Raw genomic sequence first — 19,198 nt, 5'->3', positions numbered from 1 at the left:
TGTTAAAGTTTTTAGAGCTTTTGTTTTAGCAACATTTCACCCTAAACTTTTCTTAATAACCTATACATCAAAGTTGTCTTTCAGTATTTTTAAACTGCTATTTAAAGAAAAATGAAACAACCACTACTGGTCTTTAACGAAAAAGGAATTTATTGCCAAAAAGCCGATGTTTATATAGACGCCTGGCGGCCCGTGGATAAGTGCATCGTTACCCACGGCCACGCCGATCATAGTCGGTGGGGGCATAAACAATACATTACGCACACCAATAATGTTCCCATAATTAAACATCGTTTGGGCGAAATTTCAGTAACAGGCAAAGCTTGGAACGAGACATTTACTATAAATGGAGTGAAATTTTCTCTGCATCCCGCGGGTCATATTATTGCTTCTTCGCAAGTTCGCGTGGAATATAAAGGGGAAGTCTGGGTTTTTACGGGCGATTTCAAAACCGAAGACGACGGCTTGGCGGAAATTTACGAACCGGTAAAATGCCACACATTTATAACAGAATGCACCTTCGGCTTACCCGCTTTTAAATGGGAACCGCAAGTGGAAGTTTTTAAGGATATAAACGAATGGTGGGCAACCAATAAAAGTGAAGGTAGAACTTCGATTCTTTTCGGTTATAGTTTGGGAAAAGCCCAGCGTTTGCTGAAACATTTGGACACTTCCATCGGAAAAATATATACGCACGGCGCAGTTGAGAATATGACTGAAGTAGCTCGTGCGAACTACAAATTGCCCGAAACTACTTTAATTACCCGCGATACTTCTAAAGAAGAAATAAAGGGAAACATAATCGTCGCCCCGCCAAGCGCCCACGGCAGCACGTGGATTAGACGTTTTGTGCCGTATGTTACCGCTTCCGCCAGCGGATGGATGACGTTTCGCGGCGCGCGAAGAAGACGGGCAATCGACCGCGGATTTGTTTTAAGCGACCACGCCGATTGGGAAGGTTTGCTTTCCGCAATTAAAGCCACAGGTTGCGAAAAAGTAATCGCAACGCACGGATACACAGATATTTTTGCGAAATATCTGCGGGAAGAATTAGGCTACGACGCAAGAACAGAAAAAACGCAATACGAAGAAGAAAGCGCTGAAATTGATAAAAAAATTGAAAATGAGGATTAAGCTGTGAAAGATTTTGCCCAACTTATAAAAAAGCTCGATAGCACCAACAAAACCAATGAAAAGGTGGCGGCGCTAACCGAGTATTTTCAAAATGCGAACGATGCCGATAAGCTTTGGACGATTGCAATCCTTTCGCACCGCCGACCAAAACGCCCTGTAAATACTACCCTTTTACGACTTTGGGCAACCGAAATTAGTGGAATTCCGCTATGGCTTTTTGAGGAAAGTTATCACATCGTTGGCGATTTGGCAGAAACTATTGCTTTGATTTTGCCAACTTCCGAAGAACATTCCGAAAAATCACTTTCAGAATTTGTTTCAGAAATTATTGAATTACGAACCCTTTCCGAAGAAGAAAAAAAGAAATATCTGCACGACAATTGGTTGGCGCTTAATTATTTTGAACGTTTCGTTTTCAATAAAATCCTTACCGGAAGTTTTAGAATTGGGGTCAGCCAAAAGTTGATGACTCGCGCCCTTTCCAAAGCCACAGGAATTGATGAGGACATTTTAGCCTATAAATTAATGGGCGATTGGACGCCTGAAAAAACGACATATAAAAAATTAATTTTAGAGAAAAATAAGGAAGATTACCTCAGCAAACCGTATCCGTTTTATTTGGCGTATGCGGTGGAGGATAATTTTCAGGAAGATTTGGGCCCGATTTCAGATTGGAGTTTTGAGCATAAATGGGACGGCATCCGCAGTCAAGTAATTATCAGAAATGATGAGGTTTTTGTGTGGTCACGTGGGGAGGAATTGGTGACGGATAAATACCCCGAGTTTCAGGATTTTCTAAAAGTAATTCCCAATGGAACTGTAATTGATGGAGAAATTTTGCCTTTCGGCGAAGGGGAAATTGGTAATTTCAACGCACTTCAAACCCGGATTGGACGAAAGAATATTTCAAAAGCACTTCTGAAAAAAACGCCCGTAATTTTGAACGCCTATGATTTGTTGGAATGGCAGGGCGAGGATATTCGCCAAAAACCTTTTTCGGAACGGAGAAAAATTTTGGATGGAATGATTCAAAAGATAAATTCCGAAGAAATTGGAATCTATTTAAGCGAAACAATGGAATTTGAAACTTGGGAAGAAGCCGCCGCAGAGCGCGATCTTTCCCGGGAAAAACGCAGCGAAGGCTTGATGTTAAAAAGGAAGGATTCGCCATATTTAGTTGGAAGAAAAAAAGGCGATTGGTGGAAATGGAAAATAGATCCGTTCACTATTGATGCGGTTTTAACCTACGCAATGCGAGGCCACGGAAGACGCGCAAATCTTTATACGGATTACACTTTTGCGCTTTGGGACGAGGGCGAATTGGTAACCTTCGCCAAAGCCTATTCCGGCTTGACCGATGCAGAATTTCGGCAGATTGACGCATGGATAAAACGGAATACTTTGGAACGTTTCGGTCCCGTGCGGAGCGTAACGCCACAGCACGTTTTTGAAATTGCCTTTGAAGGAATTGCCGAAAGCAGCCGGCATAAAAGTGGAATCGCAACACGTTTTCCTCGGATTCTTCGTTGGAGAAAAGATAAGCCGATTGCCGAAGCAAATACACTTGATGATTTAAAAGCGCTAATCCCAAAATGAAACAATCTGAACTAATTTCCATCGCCGAGGATTGGTTTCAATCAAAAAATTGGAAACCATTCCCCTTCCAACAAAAAACGTGGAAATCCTTTCTCGACGGCAAACACGGACTTTTAAACGCGCCAACGGGAAGCGGAAAAACCTATGCCCTTTGGGTACCGATTGTGCTTCAATATTTAAAGGAAAACCCAGATTATAAAACGAAGCATGCCAAAGGTTTAAAAGCTATTTGGATAACGCCTTTGCGCGCACTTTCTGTAGAAATACAGCAATCGGCGCAACGTTTTGCGGATGATTTGGGAACAGGTTTGACTGTTGGAATACGCACAGGTGATACTTCGCAAAGTGAACGCGCAAAGCAAAAACGACAAATGCCCGATTTGCTGATTACAACGCCTGAAAGTTTGATGCTTTTGCTGGCTTCCAAAGGGTATGATAAAACGTTCAAAACGTTGACCGCAATTGTGGTTGACGAATGGCACGAACTTTTGGGAAGCAAACGCGGCGTGCAAATGGAACTCGCACTTTCACGGTTGAAAACAGTTTCAAAAGAGTTGCGGATTTGGGGAATTTCCGCGACTATTGGAAATTTGGAAGAGGCCCAAGATGTGCTGTTGGGAATGGATACTGAATTCAGAAAAAATTCAATCTTAATCAAATCCACTCAAAAGTCAAAAGTCGAAGTCCGCTCCATCATTCCGAAGAAAATGGAAACCTTTCCGTGGCGCGGGCATTTGGGGCTGCACCTTTTGGAAGAAATTGTTCCAATAATCAAATCCAGTAAAACCACTTTAATTTTCACGAACACACGCGGGCAATGCGAAATTTGGTTTCAGAAAATTTTGGAAAAACATCCCGAATTTGCGGGTGAAATCGCGATGCACCACGGCAGTATTGGGAAAGAAACACGGCTTTGGGTGGAACAAGCAATCCGCAACGAATCTCTGACGGCGGTAGTTGCAACTTCAAGTCTGGATTTGGGAGTAGATTTTGCGCCTGTGGAAACCATTATTCAAATTGGCGGACCAAAAGGAATTGCGAAATTTCTGCAACGCGCTGGCCGAAGCAATCACCGTCCTGGTGAACCTTCGGTGATTTATTTTTTGCCCACGCACGCGTTGGAATTGGTGGAAGCTTCAGCTTTAAAACGTGCTGTGAAAGAAGATGTGGTTGAAGATAGAATCCCGTATTTGTTGAGCTTTGACGTGCTCATTCAATATTTGGTGACGTTGGCTGTGGGTAATGGATTTTTTCCGAAAGAAATTTTTGAAGAAGTGAAAAATACTTTTTGTTTTCAAGGAATTACCGAGGAACAATGGAATTGGTGCCTAAACTTTATAACAATTGGAAGCCAAAGTTTACAAGCTTATGACGAATATAAAAAAGTAGAAGTAACGGCCGAAGGCCTTTTTAAGGTAGAAAGCAGACAGATTGCAATGATGCATCGTTTGAGCATTGGCACAATTGTGAGCGATAGCATGATGCTCGTGAAATACGTCTCCGGCGGATTTATTGGTACGATTGAGGAATGGTTTATCAGCAAAATGAAACCCGGCGACACCTTTGTTTTCGCGGGGCGAACTTTGGAATTGGTCCGAATTCGGCAAATGATGGCGCAGGTTCGGAAGTCTTCAAAAAAATCTGCAAAAATTGTGAGCTTTATGGGCGGGCGGTTGCCGCTTTCTTCACAAATGAGTAAAATTCTACGGGAAGAATTGCAAAGTGAAGCCGACCACAAACGAAACACTCCGGAATTAAAGGCTTTGAGCCACATTTTTGACAGGCAGGAACGCGAAAGCATCGTGCCCGGCGAAAATGAATTTTTGATTGAAACCTTTAAAACCCGCGAGGGTTATCACGCACTTTTTTATCCGTTTGAAGGGCGGTTTGTACACGAGGCGATGAGCAGTTTGCTGGCATACCGGATTAGTTTGCTGTCACCGATTACCTTCTCCTTGGCCTATAACGATTACGGTTTTGAACTGTTGAGCGACCAGTTTTTGGACATTCAAAATGTAATTGATAACAATCTTTTTTCTTCGGAATTTCTTTTTGACGACCTTCAAAAAAGTTTGAATTCCACCGAATTGGCACGCCGGAAATTTCGCGATATTGCCGTTATTAGCGGAATGGTTTTTCAGGGGTATCCAAATAAAGTGATTAAAACAAAACATTTGCAAAGTAACAGTCAATTGCTTTTCGATGTATTTCGCGATTACGAACCCGACAATCTTTTGTACCTTCAAGCCTATCGTGAAACCTTTGAGCATCAATTGGAAGAAGGCCGATTGCGGTTGGCTTTGGAACGAATTAATTCACAAAAAATAATTTGGAAACAATGTGAAAAAGCTACGCCTTTCAGCTTTCCGATTATTACGGATAGGCTCCGGGAAAAACTTTCTTCGGAAAAATTGGCGGATCGGATTAAAAATATGACACTTCAATTAATGAAATGATGGATATATTTACCAAAAAGTAAACTTTATGAAATTTAGTTGGATAATAATCGCACTGTTTTTTTGCACAACCTCATTTGGACAAAGCGATGAAGAAGCTACACGAGCATTAAAAAAACTAACTTTTCTGCATCAATTGGATTCTTTAAAAAAAGCTCATCCTAATTGGGAAATTACTCAAATTACGTATTCTCCCGATGATTCAAAAACTTTGCATTATGATACAAATGGATTGAGGGAAATTAAAAATGCATCACAAACTATTACGGAAAAGCTGCTTCAAAAAGATTCAATTTTAGAATTTAGGGTAAGCTATATATACTTGAACGGAAGTAAAATGCCAAAGAATAAAATTGATTCTTTGAGAGATGAAATCAAAAATAAATATACGGCTAACGTTCCCTTTTCAGAATTGGCAAAAGAATATTCTGACGATCCGTCTGCAAAAAATGGAGGCGATTTAGGCTGGTTTCCTTCAGGCAGAATGGTTGCTTCTTTTGAGTCTGCAATTAAAGCACACAAAAAAGACGATTTATTTTTTGCGGAATACGTTGAAGGTTCAAGAGAATGGTATTTTGTTATATTAAAAACGCATGAAGATCGAAAATCTGAAATAATAACTGTGGGACAAATACGAAACAAAAAAAATTAAATTTTTAAATAGTTTCCTGATTACCAATATATTGTAGAATTTTTTTCGTTTAAAAAATGTATTGAACAATTGTCAAAATTCAAATAGTTGATCCAAAATATTCAAATAAAAAACAACTTTTTTATTCTTCACCCCAGCGGAGCTATCTTTTGGGAAGACAACAAAATGTTATTGATTGCCGATGTTCATTTGGGAAAAGTGACACATTTCAGAAAACACGGGGCGCCTGTTCCCGCAAACGCGGCGTTTAAAAATCTTGAAAAACTTACAGAGATTAGCAATCAATTTCAACCTGAAATTATTTGTTTTTTGGGCGATCTTTTCCACAGTAAATTAAACGAGGAATGGCAAGATTTTGAAAAGTGGACGGAATACACAAAGGCGGAAATAGTCCTGATTTCGGGCAATCACGATATTATTCCAAAGTATTTATACGAAGAAATAGGAGTTAAGGTTTTTGACGAATTGTTGCTCGACAGTTTTTTGTTGACCCACCATCCCACCGAGATTAAAGGCACTTTCAATTTTTGTGGTCACGTGCACCCCGGCATTCTGATGAAGGGGGTTGGGAGGCAATACCTCCGGTTTTCGTGTTTTTATAAAACGCTTAACAGTCTTATTCTCCCTGCTTTTGGTAACTTTACGGGAAAACACATCTTAAAACCTTCTGAAATGGACGAAATATATGCCATTGTTGAAGGGGAAGTGATTTGTGTTTCGAAAAATTGATCCTTTATGAAAAAAACGCTACAAATAGCAAACATCATCGCTTTCGCGACAACGGTTTTCGTCAATTATTTGTCAAACACGGGCGCGATAAACAATACCACAATTGGCGAAATTTCCGAAGCTACTAAAAACCTTTTTACGCCTGCTGGATATGCTTTCTCTATTTGGGGTTTGATTTATCTGCTGTTGTTGGGTTTCATAATCTACCAAAGCCGAAGTCTTTTTACCAAAGTGCGCGATGATTACTTCATTTTAAAAACAGGTTGGTGGTTTGTGCTTTCCTGCTTCGCCAATATTATGTGGATCACATTTTGGCTTTACGGATATATGGAATATTCCATCCTCGCCATTTTCGTGCTGCTCTTTTCACTGTTAAAGATCGTGATGAACAACCGGATGGAACTTTGGGACGCGCCAATTTCCGTTATTGTCTTTCTCTGGTGGCCTTTCGTATTTTATAGCGGCTGGGTTACCGTGGCGAGTATTGCAAATGTAGCCGCATATTTAAAAAGTATAAATTGGGAAGCCTGGGGTTACAGTGAAGTATCTTGGGCGGTAACGATGATTATCATTGCTGGAATAATAAATTTAGTAGTAACGTGGCGAAGAAATATGCGCGAATTTGCCTTGGTGGGAGTTTGGGCTTTGGCCGCAATTGCAGTCGCCAATTGGGAAGTGAGCCAAACCGTGGCCTATGCAGCAATTGCGGAGGCCGCCGTTTTGTTTGTAAGCAGTAGTTACCACGGGTTTAAAAATAGAGCTACAAGTCCCAATATTAAATTAAAGGAACATCTCAATTCTAAAAAGTAATTTTGGAATTTGAATTTTTGGGAATTTCTCTTTTAAACCATTCCCTTAATATCATTTCCCCAAGTAGGGTATGCAAAAATCATGGCTTTAATATTTTCGGTAGTCAGTTTTCCACACATTGCCAGCACGAATAGATTGATCATTTCTCCAGCTTCGGAAGCGATTATATGCGCGCCCAAAACAATATTTCGTTTTTTGTCCACGATCGTTTTATAGGCGTAAACGTCGTCATTAATACGTTTTGCATTGAACCATTTCGGGACGCTTTTATATTCCACTACAAAATCATAACCTTTTTCCTTTGCCTCTGCCTCAGTTAAACCGATGGAAGCAAGCTGCGGAATGGTAAAGACCACAGAAGGTACTGGCGGAAAATCCATTTTTGTGTGGTTTCCATTTCTGATATTCAACGAAACAATCCGCGCTTCCTGCGAAGATGTTGGCGTCAATGGTAACGCCCCACTTGCCGAAACATCGCCACAGGCATAGACCGATTTATTGGTTGTATTTTGAAGGAATTCATTCACCGAAATCCCGCTTTTTTCAAACGCGACATTTCCCTTTTCCAAATCCAGTTCATCGATGGATGGCACACGGCCGGCGGTATTGAAAACCATTCGGGCGTCAACGGATTCGGTTTTACCATTCTTTTCGAAGGAAACACGAAAGTTTTTCTGAAGTTTTTCCACTTCGGAAACCTTTGCGTTGAAAATAAATTTAATCCCAAGTTCTTCCGAAGCTTTTGTAAGGTGCGAAACGATATCGGTTTCAAATGGTGCGAGCGGTCGAGGGCCAAATTCAACAATGGTAACTTTTGCGCTGCAGCGCGCGGCAATATGCGCAAACTCCATCCCAATGTAACCGGCGCCAACAAAAACGATACTTTCGGGCAATTCTTCCAATTCCAAAAAGTCATCGCTCACCTTTAAATGTTCCCTCCCGGGAATTTTCAGTTCCATCGGTTTTTGCCCGGTAGCGATTACAATTTTCTTCGCTTTCACCGATTTTCCCTCTACCGAAAGTGTGTTTTCATTCAAAAATTTGGGCGATTGGTGAAACATTTCAATTCCGGCTTCCTTCAATTTTTTTTCGGTGGAAGCTGGTACAGCATCGGTAAAAGTTGATTTAAATTTTTGAAGATCTTTCCAACTTATTTTTGGAACGGAAACGATTCCCTTTCCCTTTAAATTTTCTGAAAGCTGCATAGCTTCCGTAATTCCCACCAAAACTTTTTTCGGGTCGCAGCCTCTATTTGGGCAGGTTCCGCCAAATTCTCGGTTATCCGCAATCGCCACTTTCATTCCTTCTTCAGCACAGTCAAACGCCACAGTTTTTCCGGCGGTTCCGGTTCCTATTACAAAAACATCGTATTCTTTTCTAGCCATAAACCGAAAATAGAGAAACGCCCAAGTTATTTGTGTTAGCAAAATGATAAAGTTGGAATAACTAGCTTTGAAACCTTAATGAAAGCCTAATAACATTTCTTAATCCAAAGATATTTGTATATTTACCCAACAAATTTTTGTCAATGTCTAGATATCTTATTCCTGATATTTTTAAGCCTGGTTTTATTTTAATCAGTAAACTCAATCAAAAGCAAGTAAAACAGATAGCTAAAAAATTGAGTTCAATTGATTTTGGATTAAATGATTCTAAAATTGCAGAGTCACTTACTGATTCTATACAATTAGAAAAGAATGATCTAACAAATATTATTAAAAGCGCGTTAAGTCTTTTAAGTTTTAAACAGAAAGACAACATAAACACTTCACGAGATATACAAGATTTAATTGATTCTATTGAAGAGCAGATTAAAGATATTGATATAAAAAATCTTAAGAAAAATCTTAAGCTTTTTGAAAAAATTGATGGACCTACTATTCAAACAATGAAAGGGCATCAAATTTTAAGAGAAAATGAAAAAAATTATATATCATCTAGAATAATTTCAGATTTAAGAATTGTATTTGATGATGAATTGAAAGATGAAGGAATAAAAAATGCTGTTATAGTTCATAATTTAAGATTAGACTATTTGGCTTCCAATGATAAAATAAGTGTCTTCTTGGCTTTAGATCATAATGACTTAGAAGAATTAAAAAACACAATTGAAAGGGCTATTCAAAAAGAAAATTTAATAAGAAAAGACTCAAGTTTTAACGATTTGAAGTTTTTAACCAATGATAAAGATTAATGTTTGCTAAAACAAATAATACAGTTTATTTGAATTGTGTATCGGCTTTTCCACAAAAGGATACAACTCATATTATTTCGGATGTTTTACAAAATCAATATGTCAAACAATCTAGATTTAATCAGGATGTTAAACAAACTCTATTTACAAAACCCAGAATAAAGGAAAAAAGCACTTTAGAGTTTTTGGAATTCTTAGCTTCCGATATATATAAAATCAAATCTCCCATAGAAGATTTAAAAGAATTGAATAAAAATCTCTTGAAATTAGAAGATAATTGGGATGGTCAAGGAGCAATGAGTATTTCTCCAATTGTTTATCAAAAATGCTTTGATTTTCTTAATAATTACTATAATTTTATTAAAGACACTTTCAACATAGTTATCGCATTACCAGAAATTAGCCCAACTCCTGATGGCAATCTTGATATTTTATGGAGAAATAATAATTCAAGGTTACTTATCCATATTAATGAAAACTCAGCTGTTTATTATGGAGATCAACTTGCTGGAATTAACAGTATAAAAGGACAAATTGAAATTGAAAATGTACAAGAATTTTTAGCAACTTGGATGCTGAAACTTGGTTAATAATGATTTGGAAAACAGAAGAAATACCAGATAATTGTTTTTTATTTTGTAATGTCCATAAAGGATACCTTTCTAAGAAAGATAATTCTCCTAACCCAAGTGCATTTTATAATACCCCAAAAACAGGAGATAATCTTTCCACAGATTGGGACAAGTATTCTTCCGCTGAAGAAAGTAGAGAAAGAATAGGTTTGCAATATAAATTTGGTACAACGGAGTTTAAGAATTCATCTGATTTTTTTATCTATGCTTTTGAAACTTTTAAAGTTCGTAAAATTATTCCTCTTCAAAAAGTAATTCATGATCCGCTTCAGCACTTACCTCCCAGATTAGGAATTCCTAACAATAGGTCTCACTCTATTATAATTGGTGACAAAGGAGATAAAAATGATCCAGAAGTACGATTAAAATTGGTTGATGCTGGCGAATGGGCTATTGCACCCAAATAAACTTTACAATTATTATCTTTGCCGCTCGATGAGCAAAACACTCGTTACTTCGCTTTATTCACAGTCTTCGCAAACACGAAAACTGCGGGATTCTATTGCCTCATCCGAAAATAAAATTCAAGTTTCTGGGCTCGTCGGCTCATCGCTTTCACTTGTAATTGCTGAAACTTTTTCTACTTCGGAATTGCCCTTTCTTTTAATTTTTAACGATAAAGAGGAAGCGGCTTACCATTTAAACGATCTCGAAAATTTGTTGGGTGACCAAAATGTGCTTTTCTATCCGGGAAGTTATCGGCGGCCCTATCAAATTGAAGAGACCGACAACGCCAATGTTTTGTTGCGAAGCGAGGTTTTAAACCGAATAAATTCCCGAAAAAAACCTGCGCTGATCGTAACCTATCCCGAAGCACTTTTTGAGAAAGTGGTTACTCGAAAGGAATTAGAGCGAAACACGCTGAAAATTGCAGTAAACGACCAACTTTCCATCGATTTTGTAAACGAGGTTTTGTTTGAATATCGCTTTAAACGTACCGATTTTGTTACCGAACCGGGCGAATTTTCAGTGCGCGGGGGGATTTTGGACGTGTTCAGTTTCAGCAATGATGAACCGTACCGAATTGAATTTTTTGGCGATGAGGTTGACAGTATTCGGACCTTTGATGTGGAAACACAGCTTTCTTTGGAACAGGTTAAAAAAGTTTCCATCATTCCAAATGTGGAAAACAAAATGGTGGATGAAAACCGCGAAAGTTTTCTGAAATACATCGCGTCCAAAACCGTGGTTTTTCTGAAAAATGAAGAGCTATTCAGCAGCGCAATCGACAATCTTTTCAAAAAAGCAACTGAAGCTTTTAACGCAATCGATTCAGAAATAAAACGCGCAAAGCCTTCGGAATTGTTCTGTACTTCGGAATTATTGAAAACACAACTTTCCGAATTTACAACGGTTCATTTAAAAAATAACAAAACTCCCCTCCCCTCGGGAGGGGCTGGGGGTGGGCTTTCGTTTTCAACAAAACCTCAACCATCATTCAACAAACAATTCAATTTACTGATTGAAAATTTGAATGACAATACTGAAAAAGGTTATAAAAACTACATTTTCTGCAGCAGTGAACAACAGGCAAAACGCTTTCACGATATTTTTGAAGATGCCCAGCAAAATGTGGAACAATTTGAAACCATTGTATTTCCGCTGTTTCAAGGGTTTATTGATGACGATTTAAAAATAGTTTGCTATACCGACCATCAAATTTTTGAGCGCTACCATAAATTTCAACTGAAAAACGGTTACGCCAAAAAGCAAGCGATTACCTTAAAGGAAATTACCAATCTGGAAGTGGGCGATTACGTAACGCATATTGACCACGGAATTGGAAAATTCGGCGGCTTGCAGAAAATTGAAGTAGAAGGAAAAATGCAGGAAGCCATAAAACTTTTTTATGGTGAGCGTGATATTTTGTACCTCAGCATTCATTCGCTCCATAAGATTTCAAAATATAACGGGAAAGACGGGAAGGAGCCCAAAATCTACAAATTGGGCAGCGATGCGTGGAAAAAACTAAAGCAAAAAACCAAAACCCGCGTAAAGGAAATTGCCTTTAATTTAATTGAATTATACGCCAAACGCCGTACGTTGAAAGGTTTCGCTTTTGATCCGGACAGTTATCTGCAGGCCGAACTGGAATCGTCCTTTATTTATGAAGACACGCCAGACCAAAGCACCGCGACGGAAGACGTAAAAAAGGATATGGAAAACGAGCGCCCGATGGACCGCTTGGTCTGTGGCGACGTAGGTTTCGGAAAAACGGAAGTCGCTATTCGCGCGGCTTTTAAAGCGGTGGATAACGGAAAACAAGTCGCCGTTTTGGTACCGACCACCATTTTGGCCTTTCAGCATTTTAAGACTTTTTCCGAACGTTTGGCTGATATGCCCGTAAAAGTGGATTATCTCAACCGTTTCCGCACCGCAAAAGAGCGCAAAACTGTTTTGGAGGAATTGAAAAACGGCAAACTCGACATCGTTATTGGCACACATCAATTGGTCAACAAATCGGTGGAATTTAAGGATTTGGGACTTTTGATTATTGACGAGGAACAGAAATTTGGCGTAGCGGTAAAGGACAAATTGAAGACTATCAAAGAAAATGTGGACACGCTCACATTAACCGCAACGCCCATTCCGCGTACGTTGCAGTTCAGTTTGATGGCTGCTCGTGATCTTTCGGTAATTACCACGCCGCCGCCAAACCGTTATCCGGTGGAAACGCACGTCATTCGTTTTGGGGAAGAAAGCATTCGCGATGCTGTTCGCTATGAAATTTCGCGCGGCGGACAAGTTTTCTTTGTTCACAATAGAATAGAAAATATAAAGGAAGTCGCCGGAATGCTCCAACGTTTGGTGCCCGATGCGAAAATTGGGATCGGACACGGGCAAATGGACGGAAAGAAATTGGAGGATTTAATGCTTCGATTTATGAACAATGAATTCGACGTTCTCGTTTCCACAACCATCATTGAAAGTGGACTGGACGTTCCAAATGCAAATACAATATTTATTAATAATGCCAATAATTTCGGGCTTTCAGACCTCCATCAAATGCGCGGTCGTGTGGGCCGAAGCAACAAAAAAGCGTTTTGTTATTTCATTACCCCGGAATATTCCGCGATGACGGATGAAGCCCGAAAAAGGATCACTGCTTTGGAACAATTTTCAGAATTGGGAAGCGGTATCAACATTGCGATGAAGGATTTGGAAATCCGTGGCGCAGGCGATTTATTGGGGGGCGAACAGAGCGGGTTTATCAACGAAATAGGTTTTGAAACTTATCAAAAAATCCTTTCCGAAGCCATTGAGGAACTGAAAGAAAAGGAATTCAAAAATCTTTACGAAGAAACGGAAGGACCGAAGAAGAATTTCGTAAAAGAAATGACCATCGATACAGATTTCGAATTGCTGTTTCCTGATGATTACGTGAACAATATTACCGAAAGACTCAATCTGTACACAAAACTAAACGAGCTGAAAACTGAAGCCGAACTTCAAAAATTTGAGAAAGAATTGCTGGATCGTTTTGGGGAAATGCCAAAGGAAGCGGAAGATTTGTTGAACAGCGTTCGCATAAAATGGATTGCCATTTCCATGGGCCTTGAACGCCTTGTGATGAAACAGAAAAAAATGGTCGGTTATTTTGTGGCAGACCAGCAGAGTGCTTTTTACCAAAGCGCAGCTTTTACCAAAGTGCTGCAATATGTACAAAGCCATCCCCAAAAAGTAACGATGAAGGAAAAACAGACCCGAAATGGCTTGCGGTTGTTGCTTACTTTTGAAGATATTTCTTCTGTCGATAAGGCCTTAAGCGCTTTAGAAAAGTTTGAATAAGAGCCGAAACTGAGCTTCGGCCCTTATTTTTTATTTTAGCAATCTTTTTCGCAGCGTACCTTCTTCCGTAGTTATTTCTAATAGATAAGTCCCATTTTTCAAGCTACTCGTATCAATTTTATGGGAAATTTCCTGATGGTTATTTTCATAAATTAATTTTCCAGCAGTATCATAAATTTTCAATTCAAAAGTTGTGAAGTGTTTGTCCGAAAATTGAATTTCAAAATAATTTTTTGCAGGATTTGGTACTATGATTAGATTATTTTCTGCCTCCGAAAATTCATCGTTTCCCAAAGTTATTCCTGAAATAATCCTCAAGTTTTTGCTTCCGAAATCCGTGATGTACATGGTGCAAGCGCCTTCATCAAAATAGATTCCGTTGGGAATATTAAAAGTAGCAACTGAAATATCGCCATCATTATTTCCCGGTGTGCTACCAGCAAATAAGGTATAATCATCAACTGCATTTGGGTTGATGGAATAAATTTTATGGTTGCCCATAATAGTTCCCCAAAGTTTTCCTTGACCATAGGCAATAAACCCCAAATTAGGATATTGGCCTCCTTCAGTTGGAAGTTGCGCAATATATTCTAGGTCTCCATTCTTCTGTACTTTGAAAATTTTTCGGTTGTTGTAATTTCCAACGAAAAGGTTTCCATTTTCATCATAAACAATCCCTACCGGACCACTTAATTCTGAGGAAGAAGAGACAGTTGTAATGGTTCCGTCTGGGGCAAGCCTTTTAATAAGGTTTCCCATATATAGTGTAAAAATCATGGAATCGTCATCGAAGGATTTTACAATTCCCGAAGGATGGCCCGTCACTGGATAGGTTGCCAAAAGGTTCCCGGCAAGGTCATATTTGTAGATTTTATTTCCCTGGCCGTCACACACGTACAATTCCTGATTGGAATTGAAAGCCAGTCCGTTTGGGGTATTCAAACCTGTTATAAAAGCGGTTGCCTCTCCAGTGGGAGAGAACTTAAAAACGGTATCGCCCGTATAATTGGAACAGTAAATGTTTCCGTCATTGTCCAAAACAATGGCATCGTCTGGGGTGCCTTCGGTGAAGGTGGTAACCGTTTGTGCGCTTAAAAATAAATGTCCGAATAAAAAGGCTGAGGTAAAAAGGAATAGGTTTTTCATAATCTGAAAATTTTAAAGTTTAGTACAAATCTATTTTCAGAATAAGCAGGAATCGACCGTTTGCATACAGCCGAACGAAAAACCTATGCAGCCAACTTTTTTTTTATATAATTGCTGGGAGTTTCGTGCATTGTACTTTTGAAGGCTTTGTTAAAGGTAGATTTTGAATTAAAGCCAACATCCATGGAAAGAGCCAAAATGGTGTGTTTTAGGTGTTCTTTGTTTTCCACTTTTTTTAAAAACTCCTTAACGCGGTATTGATTTATAAAATCATAAAAAGTGGTTTTGTAAACCTGGTTTAAAAGCCAGGAAACATTATTTGTTGAGGTTTGGAGCATTTCAGAAACATCGGCCAAGGTCAAATCGCTTTGTAGAAAAACTTTTTCATTAATCATTAAGCTGTCCAGCTTGGTTTTTAATAATTGGGCTTCGGCTTCTGGAAGGCGCTCTTTCCTTAAATTGTTTTTTTGTTTTTCTTCTGAAATCCTAAAAAGCTCCGGCTGTTTTAAACTGAAATATCCTATTACATAAATAAACAATGGAATTGCCACCCAAATACTATCATAACCAATAAAAGGAATGGTTTTGTCGAAAATAGTTGTGTTCAAGAGGCTGAAAGTCCAAGCTAATAGACACGCTAATAATGAAAACAGGAAAAAATTGAGATATACAATGGGGGTTTGTTCAAAGGAGAAAATTTCTTTTTCAGTTTGTTTAAATTTTTTGAGTAACTGAAAGGATTTCAGCACATAAAACATATTAAATACAATCATGATTACTGAAATAATCCTGAAATACATCAGTAGATTTCCCTTTAAAAAAAATTCGTAATACGCTTTCGGTGTGTAATTTATGATATAGAAAAAAGCGAAAAAAAGCATTCCGGAAAAAGGAATAAAATGAATTATTGAAAGCGAATAATTATTCTGTTCCTTAAACAAAAGCCTTTTCACATACAAATAAATTAAGGGTCCAAAAAGAAAAACCAAAGAATCCACCGCAATACTCCATTGAAAAACCCAAGCAGTCAAAAAGCGGAAATAGAAAAACCTACCGATAAGCATTAAGGTAGCCAGCGCAATTAAATAGGAAAGTATGCTATTTGCCTTTTGGTTGTTATTGGAAATTCGCTGCAACGTTAACGAAAGGAAAATGCCTTGGCAAATGCCAATAACAATAATCAAGTCTATAAGCTTGAAGGTAATTTCCATAAAACTTTATATTGCAACAAAGATAAGCGGATGCTTCTAAAAAAGGTGTATTTGGGTACAGCCGCACCTAAAAAGATAAAAAAAGTGGAAATGAATTATGGCTTTCTTCCGTTGATTACTTGCCTAATTTGTGATATATATTCCACAATGTCGGGCAAATGTCGGGTGAAATTCACTTGAAAATATTGCAGTATATTTGCTGCCATCGTACTATTGCTTCATAAATTTTTAGAAAATGAAACATCCGCTAACTATTTCTAATCAACGGCAAAATATCTAATAGGATGTTCCATTTGACTTTTTAGAAACAAATATAATAGACAAATGAAACAACCAGAACTCGGTCGAAAAATTTTAGAACTAAGAAAACAAAAAGGCTTAACACAGGAAGAACTTGTGGAGCAGTGCAACATTAATGTGCGGACCATTCAGCGTATTGAAGCTGGCGAAGTAACGCCTCGAAGTTTTACGTTGAAAACGATTTTGAATGCCTTGGGCGAAGATTTGGAAAACTTGCAAGAATCCGAAGCTTCCCCTTTTGAAAATTTCAATTTAAAAGATATTGGCTTTTCTATTTTTTACATAAAACTGGCCTGGATTTGCGGGATAATTTATTTTCTTTCGGGTTTTGTAGAATTCGCTGTTGATTATGCCCGATTTCAGGAAGATGAATTGATAATTCCAAAAGCTGCATACATCAGTATGAAATTTATAGTGATGCTTGCCTATATTTATTTTCTATGGGGCTTTGCTTTGAGCGGCAAAATTTTCAATAATTATTTGCTGAAAATTGGCGCCTTCTTTTTAATTGGCACAACCATTCTATTTTATGGCTATGATATGGCTTCGCTGTATATTGAACCATTTTACACCGAATATGTTATAACTATACAATCTATTTTCTGTGGTATTGGAGGTATTATTTTTGGCTTGGCGGTGATGCGATTGGAAAACCCCTTCGGTAAAATTCCGGGAATAGCCGGTGGATTTGAAGTGGTGGGAGGGATATTGTTTACAATTGTTTTTATGGCTTGGCTGGGTCTCGCTTTTTTAATCCCGGCAACTATTTTACAGATTATTTTGCTCTATAAAATTGAGGAGTTTGTGAAAAAAGAAAGAGATTCTCGTACTCCCGAAAATTAAAAATGATAAAAGGCATTTTCAAAATGCTGAAGTTGTTCCGTTTTCTGGTTCTTGAGAATTGCAATAATATCAAAACGAACTTCCACATTTAAGTCGTTTGAAACAATGTATTCGTTGGCGGCTTTTACCAAAAGCTTGATTTTGTTTTTGGTTACAAAATCCTGCGGGTCACCAAAAAATGAGCTATTTCGGGTTTTTACTTCCACGATTACAACAGTATCGTCCTCTTTTTGGGCAATGATGTCAATCTCAGCTTTGTCGAAATAAAAATTACGGCGCAAGATTTTATAGCCGTTTTTAAGCAAATACTGCGCGGCTATTTCTTCCCCTATTTTTCCGAGCTCGTTGTGCGTTGCCATTTCTACTTACGATTTACGATTGCCGATTTACGATTTTCTTGAGGTTGAAAATTGAACATTGATCGTTGAGGATTGAACATTTATTTCAACTTCCCTTCCCATAATCAATGCCCGATTATCCGCGATATGCCCAGCGGGGAAATTCAGAATCACGGGATACTCGTATTCTTTTACCAAATCCACGATTATTTCCTCCGCCGTTTTTCCGAAATATACCTTATTGTCCTTCATCTCCGTCATTCCGCCAATGATAAGGGCATTCAGGTTTTTGAGGTAACCACTTCGCTTTAAATTCATCATCATTCTATCCACGTGATAAAGCATTTCGTCCAAGTCTTCAATAAAAAGAATTTTTCCATCAGTTTTCATTTCCGAAGTACTTCCGCAAAGGGAATACAAAACCGAAAGATTTCCGCCAATTAACTCTCCTTTCAAAATTCCGAGCGGAGCGACGGAATCTGTCCGTTTCATTTCAATACTATATGCTTCCCCAAACAAAACTTTCCGAATGGATTCCCTGGCTTCTTCTGTTTTATTTTCAATCTCCAAACACATTTGCGCGTGCAAAGTCTCAATCCTAAAATTATGAATGTGCGAATGCAAAACCGTAACATCACTATAGCCAACAATCCATTTCGGACTTTTTTTGAATGCCGAAAAGTCAAGTTTATCGATAATCCTCACCGTACCGTAACCGCCACGCGCGCACCAAATTGCTTTTATTTTTGGGTCGTCCAGCATTTGCTGAAAATCTGAAGTGCGCAAATCGTCACTGCCTGCAAACTGGTTTTCCTCGGCGCCGATGGTTTTTCCCAAAACGGCTTTCAATCCCCAACTTTCCAACAATTGGATTGCAGGCTTCAATTCTTCTTTTGAAATTTTCCGAGCAGTGGAAACAATGGCAACGTTATCGTCTTTTTTTAAAAATGGAGGTGTAGCCATAAATATAATTGAAAGCTTTAAAGTACTAAAAATTTGACTTGTGAGTTAAAATACAATGAACTACAAATTTAGAATGACAAACTTAATATTCTCCTTGTTTTGGATATAAATTAAAATCATTCTTATAGTTTCATTATTTTTTTGCTTTATATAAATGAAATTAATCTTTTCACTTCTTAATTTATAGAAACAGTGTATAAAGATTTAACATTCAGTATTTTACAATACTATTTTCTTTCTAAATTATACTGGCAGAATGCTTAAATTTCATTAGTAAGAATAATCGTTCACATATTTTATGGTCTCAAAATACTAATAATCAAAATATTGAGTTAAAAAATCAGTTAAACGGAACAATTAATCGGATTAAAAACATACTTTTACCGCCAAACCTAACAAAACTCT

Annotated in this window: 16 protein-coding genes; 11 read left to right on the top strand and 5 right to left on the bottom strand. The window is 38.2% G+C overall.

The window, feature by feature from the left end:
- Positions 1 to 111 precede the first annotated feature (111 nt).
- The 6 genes from Q2U82_RS04565 to Q2U82_RS04540 all read left to right on the top strand — a co-directional run bounded on the left by Q2U82_RS04565 (position 112) and on the right by Q2U82_RS04540 (position 7,377).
- A complete protein-coding gene (locus Q2U82_RS04565) occupies positions 112 to 1,134 on the top strand; it encodes a ligase-associated DNA damage response exonuclease (RefSeq protein WP_410006530.1) in 1,023 nt (340 codons plus the stop codon).
- A gap of 3 nt (positions 1,135 to 1,137) precedes the next feature.
- The gene (locus Q2U82_RS04560; protein WP_410006529.1) at positions 1,138 to 2,730 is read left to right on the top strand and encodes an ATP-dependent DNA ligase; all 1,593 of its coding nucleotides are present in this window, start codon (positions 1,138 to 1,140) and stop codon (positions 2,728 to 2,730) included.
- The gene (locus tag Q2U82_RS04555) at positions 2,727 to 5,186 is read left to right on the top strand and encodes a ligase-associated DNA damage response DEXH box helicase (RefSeq protein WP_410006528.1); all 2,460 of its coding nucleotides are present in this window, start codon (positions 2,727 to 2,729) and stop codon (positions 5,184 to 5,186) included. The genes Q2U82_RS04560 and Q2U82_RS04555 overlap by 4 nt, the downstream gene beginning before the upstream one ends.
- Positions 5,187 to 5,322: 136 nt before the next feature.
- On the top strand, positions 5,323 to 5,838 hold the full coding sequence (locus tag Q2U82_RS04550; RefSeq protein WP_410006527.1) for a peptidylprolyl isomerase: 516 nt from the start codon (positions 5,323 to 5,325) through the stop codon (positions 5,836 to 5,838).
- Positions 5,839 to 5,925: 87 nt separating this feature from the next.
- Positions 5,926 to 6,567, top strand: a complete 642-nt coding sequence (pdeM, locus tag Q2U82_RS04545) for a ligase-associated DNA damage response endonuclease PdeM (RefSeq protein ID WP_410006526.1) — start codon at positions 5,926 to 5,928, stop codon at positions 6,565 to 6,567.
- A gap of 6 nt (positions 6,568 to 6,573) precedes the next feature.
- Positions 6,574 to 7,377, top strand: a complete 804-nt coding sequence (locus Q2U82_RS04540) for a tryptophan-rich sensory protein (RefSeq protein ID WP_410006525.1) — start codon at positions 6,574 to 6,576, stop codon at positions 7,375 to 7,377.
- A 32-nt stretch (positions 7,378 to 7,409) separates the two neighbouring features.
- On the opposite strand, the gene Q2U82_RS04535 is transcribed toward Q2U82_RS04540, so the two are convergent.
- On the bottom strand, positions 7,410 to 8,762 hold the full coding sequence (locus Q2U82_RS04535) for a dihydrolipoyl dehydrogenase family protein (RefSeq protein ID WP_410006524.1): 1,353 nt from the start codon (positions 8,760 to 8,762) through the stop codon (positions 7,410 to 7,412).
- Between the two features lie 143 nt (positions 8,763 to 8,905).
- Here Q2U82_RS04535 and Q2U82_RS04530 point away from each other — a divergent pair, with 143 nt between their 5' ends.
- From Q2U82_RS04530 to mfd, 4 genes are read left to right on the top strand one after another with little or no spacing between them, the layout of a single operon-like run.
- Positions 8,906 to 9,571: a hypothetical protein gene (locus tag Q2U82_RS04530; RefSeq protein WP_410006523.1), complete on the top strand. Its 666-nt coding sequence runs from the start codon at positions 8,906 to 8,908 to the stop codon at positions 9,569 to 9,571.
- Positions 9,571 to 10,161 (top strand): hypothetical protein, encoded by a 591-nt coding sequence (locus Q2U82_RS04525; protein ID WP_410006522.1) that lies wholly within the window; start codon positions 9,571 to 9,573, stop codon positions 10,159 to 10,161. Before Q2U82_RS04530 ends, Q2U82_RS04525 begins: the two co-directional genes overlap by 1 nt.
- Before the next feature lie 2 nt (positions 10,162 to 10,163).
- On the top strand, positions 10,164 to 10,610 hold the full coding sequence (locus Q2U82_RS04520; RefSeq protein WP_410006521.1) for a hypothetical protein: 447 nt from the start codon (positions 10,164 to 10,166) through the stop codon (positions 10,608 to 10,610).
- 28 nt (positions 10,611 to 10,638) lie between these two features.
- Positions 10,639 to 13,992, top strand: a complete 3,354-nt coding sequence (mfd, locus tag Q2U82_RS04515) for a transcription-repair coupling factor (RefSeq protein WP_410006520.1) — start codon at positions 10,639 to 10,641, stop codon at positions 13,990 to 13,992.
- Positions 13,993 to 14,022: 30 nt separating this feature from the next.
- Here the strand turns inward: mfd and Q2U82_RS04510 are convergent, their stop codons facing one another.
- A complete protein-coding gene (locus Q2U82_RS04510) occupies positions 14,023 to 15,138 on the bottom strand; it encodes a T9SS type A sorting domain-containing protein (RefSeq protein ID WP_410006519.1) in 1,116 nt (371 codons plus the stop codon).
- Between the two features lie 83 nt (positions 15,139 to 15,221).
- Complete coding sequence (locus Q2U82_RS04505) at positions 15,222 to 16,349, bottom strand: helix-turn-helix domain-containing protein (protein ID WP_410006518.1); 1,128 nt, start codon at positions 16,347 to 16,349, stop codon at positions 15,222 to 15,224.
- A 324-nt stretch (positions 16,350 to 16,673) separates the two neighbouring features.
- Between Q2U82_RS04505 and Q2U82_RS04500 the strand changes: the two genes are divergently transcribed.
- Complete coding sequence (locus tag Q2U82_RS04500; protein ID WP_410006517.1) at positions 16,674 to 17,492, top strand: helix-turn-helix domain-containing protein; 819 nt, start codon at positions 16,674 to 16,676, stop codon at positions 17,490 to 17,492.
- On the opposite strand, the gene Q2U82_RS04495 is transcribed toward Q2U82_RS04500, so the two are convergent.
- Entirely contained in the window at positions 17,489 to 17,851 is a 363-nt protein-coding gene (locus Q2U82_RS04495; protein WP_410006516.1) for a YraN family protein, read from the bottom strand. The genes Q2U82_RS04500 and Q2U82_RS04495 overlap by 4 nt on opposite strands.
- A gap of 27 nt (positions 17,852 to 17,878) precedes the next feature.
- Positions 17,879 to 18,793 (bottom strand): LD-carboxypeptidase, encoded by a 915-nt coding sequence (locus Q2U82_RS04490; RefSeq protein ID WP_410006515.1) that lies wholly within the window; start codon positions 18,791 to 18,793, stop codon positions 17,879 to 17,881.
- Positions 18,794 to 19,198 lie beyond the last annotated feature (405 nt).

The organism is Aequorivita nionensis (assembly GCF_046352995.1).
In the GTDB taxonomy this organism is placed as follows: Bacteria; Bacteroidota; Bacteroidia; order Flavobacteriales; family Flavobacteriaceae; genus Aequorivita; species Aequorivita nionensis.
This window is presented reverse-complemented; position numbering and strand designations above follow the sequence as displayed.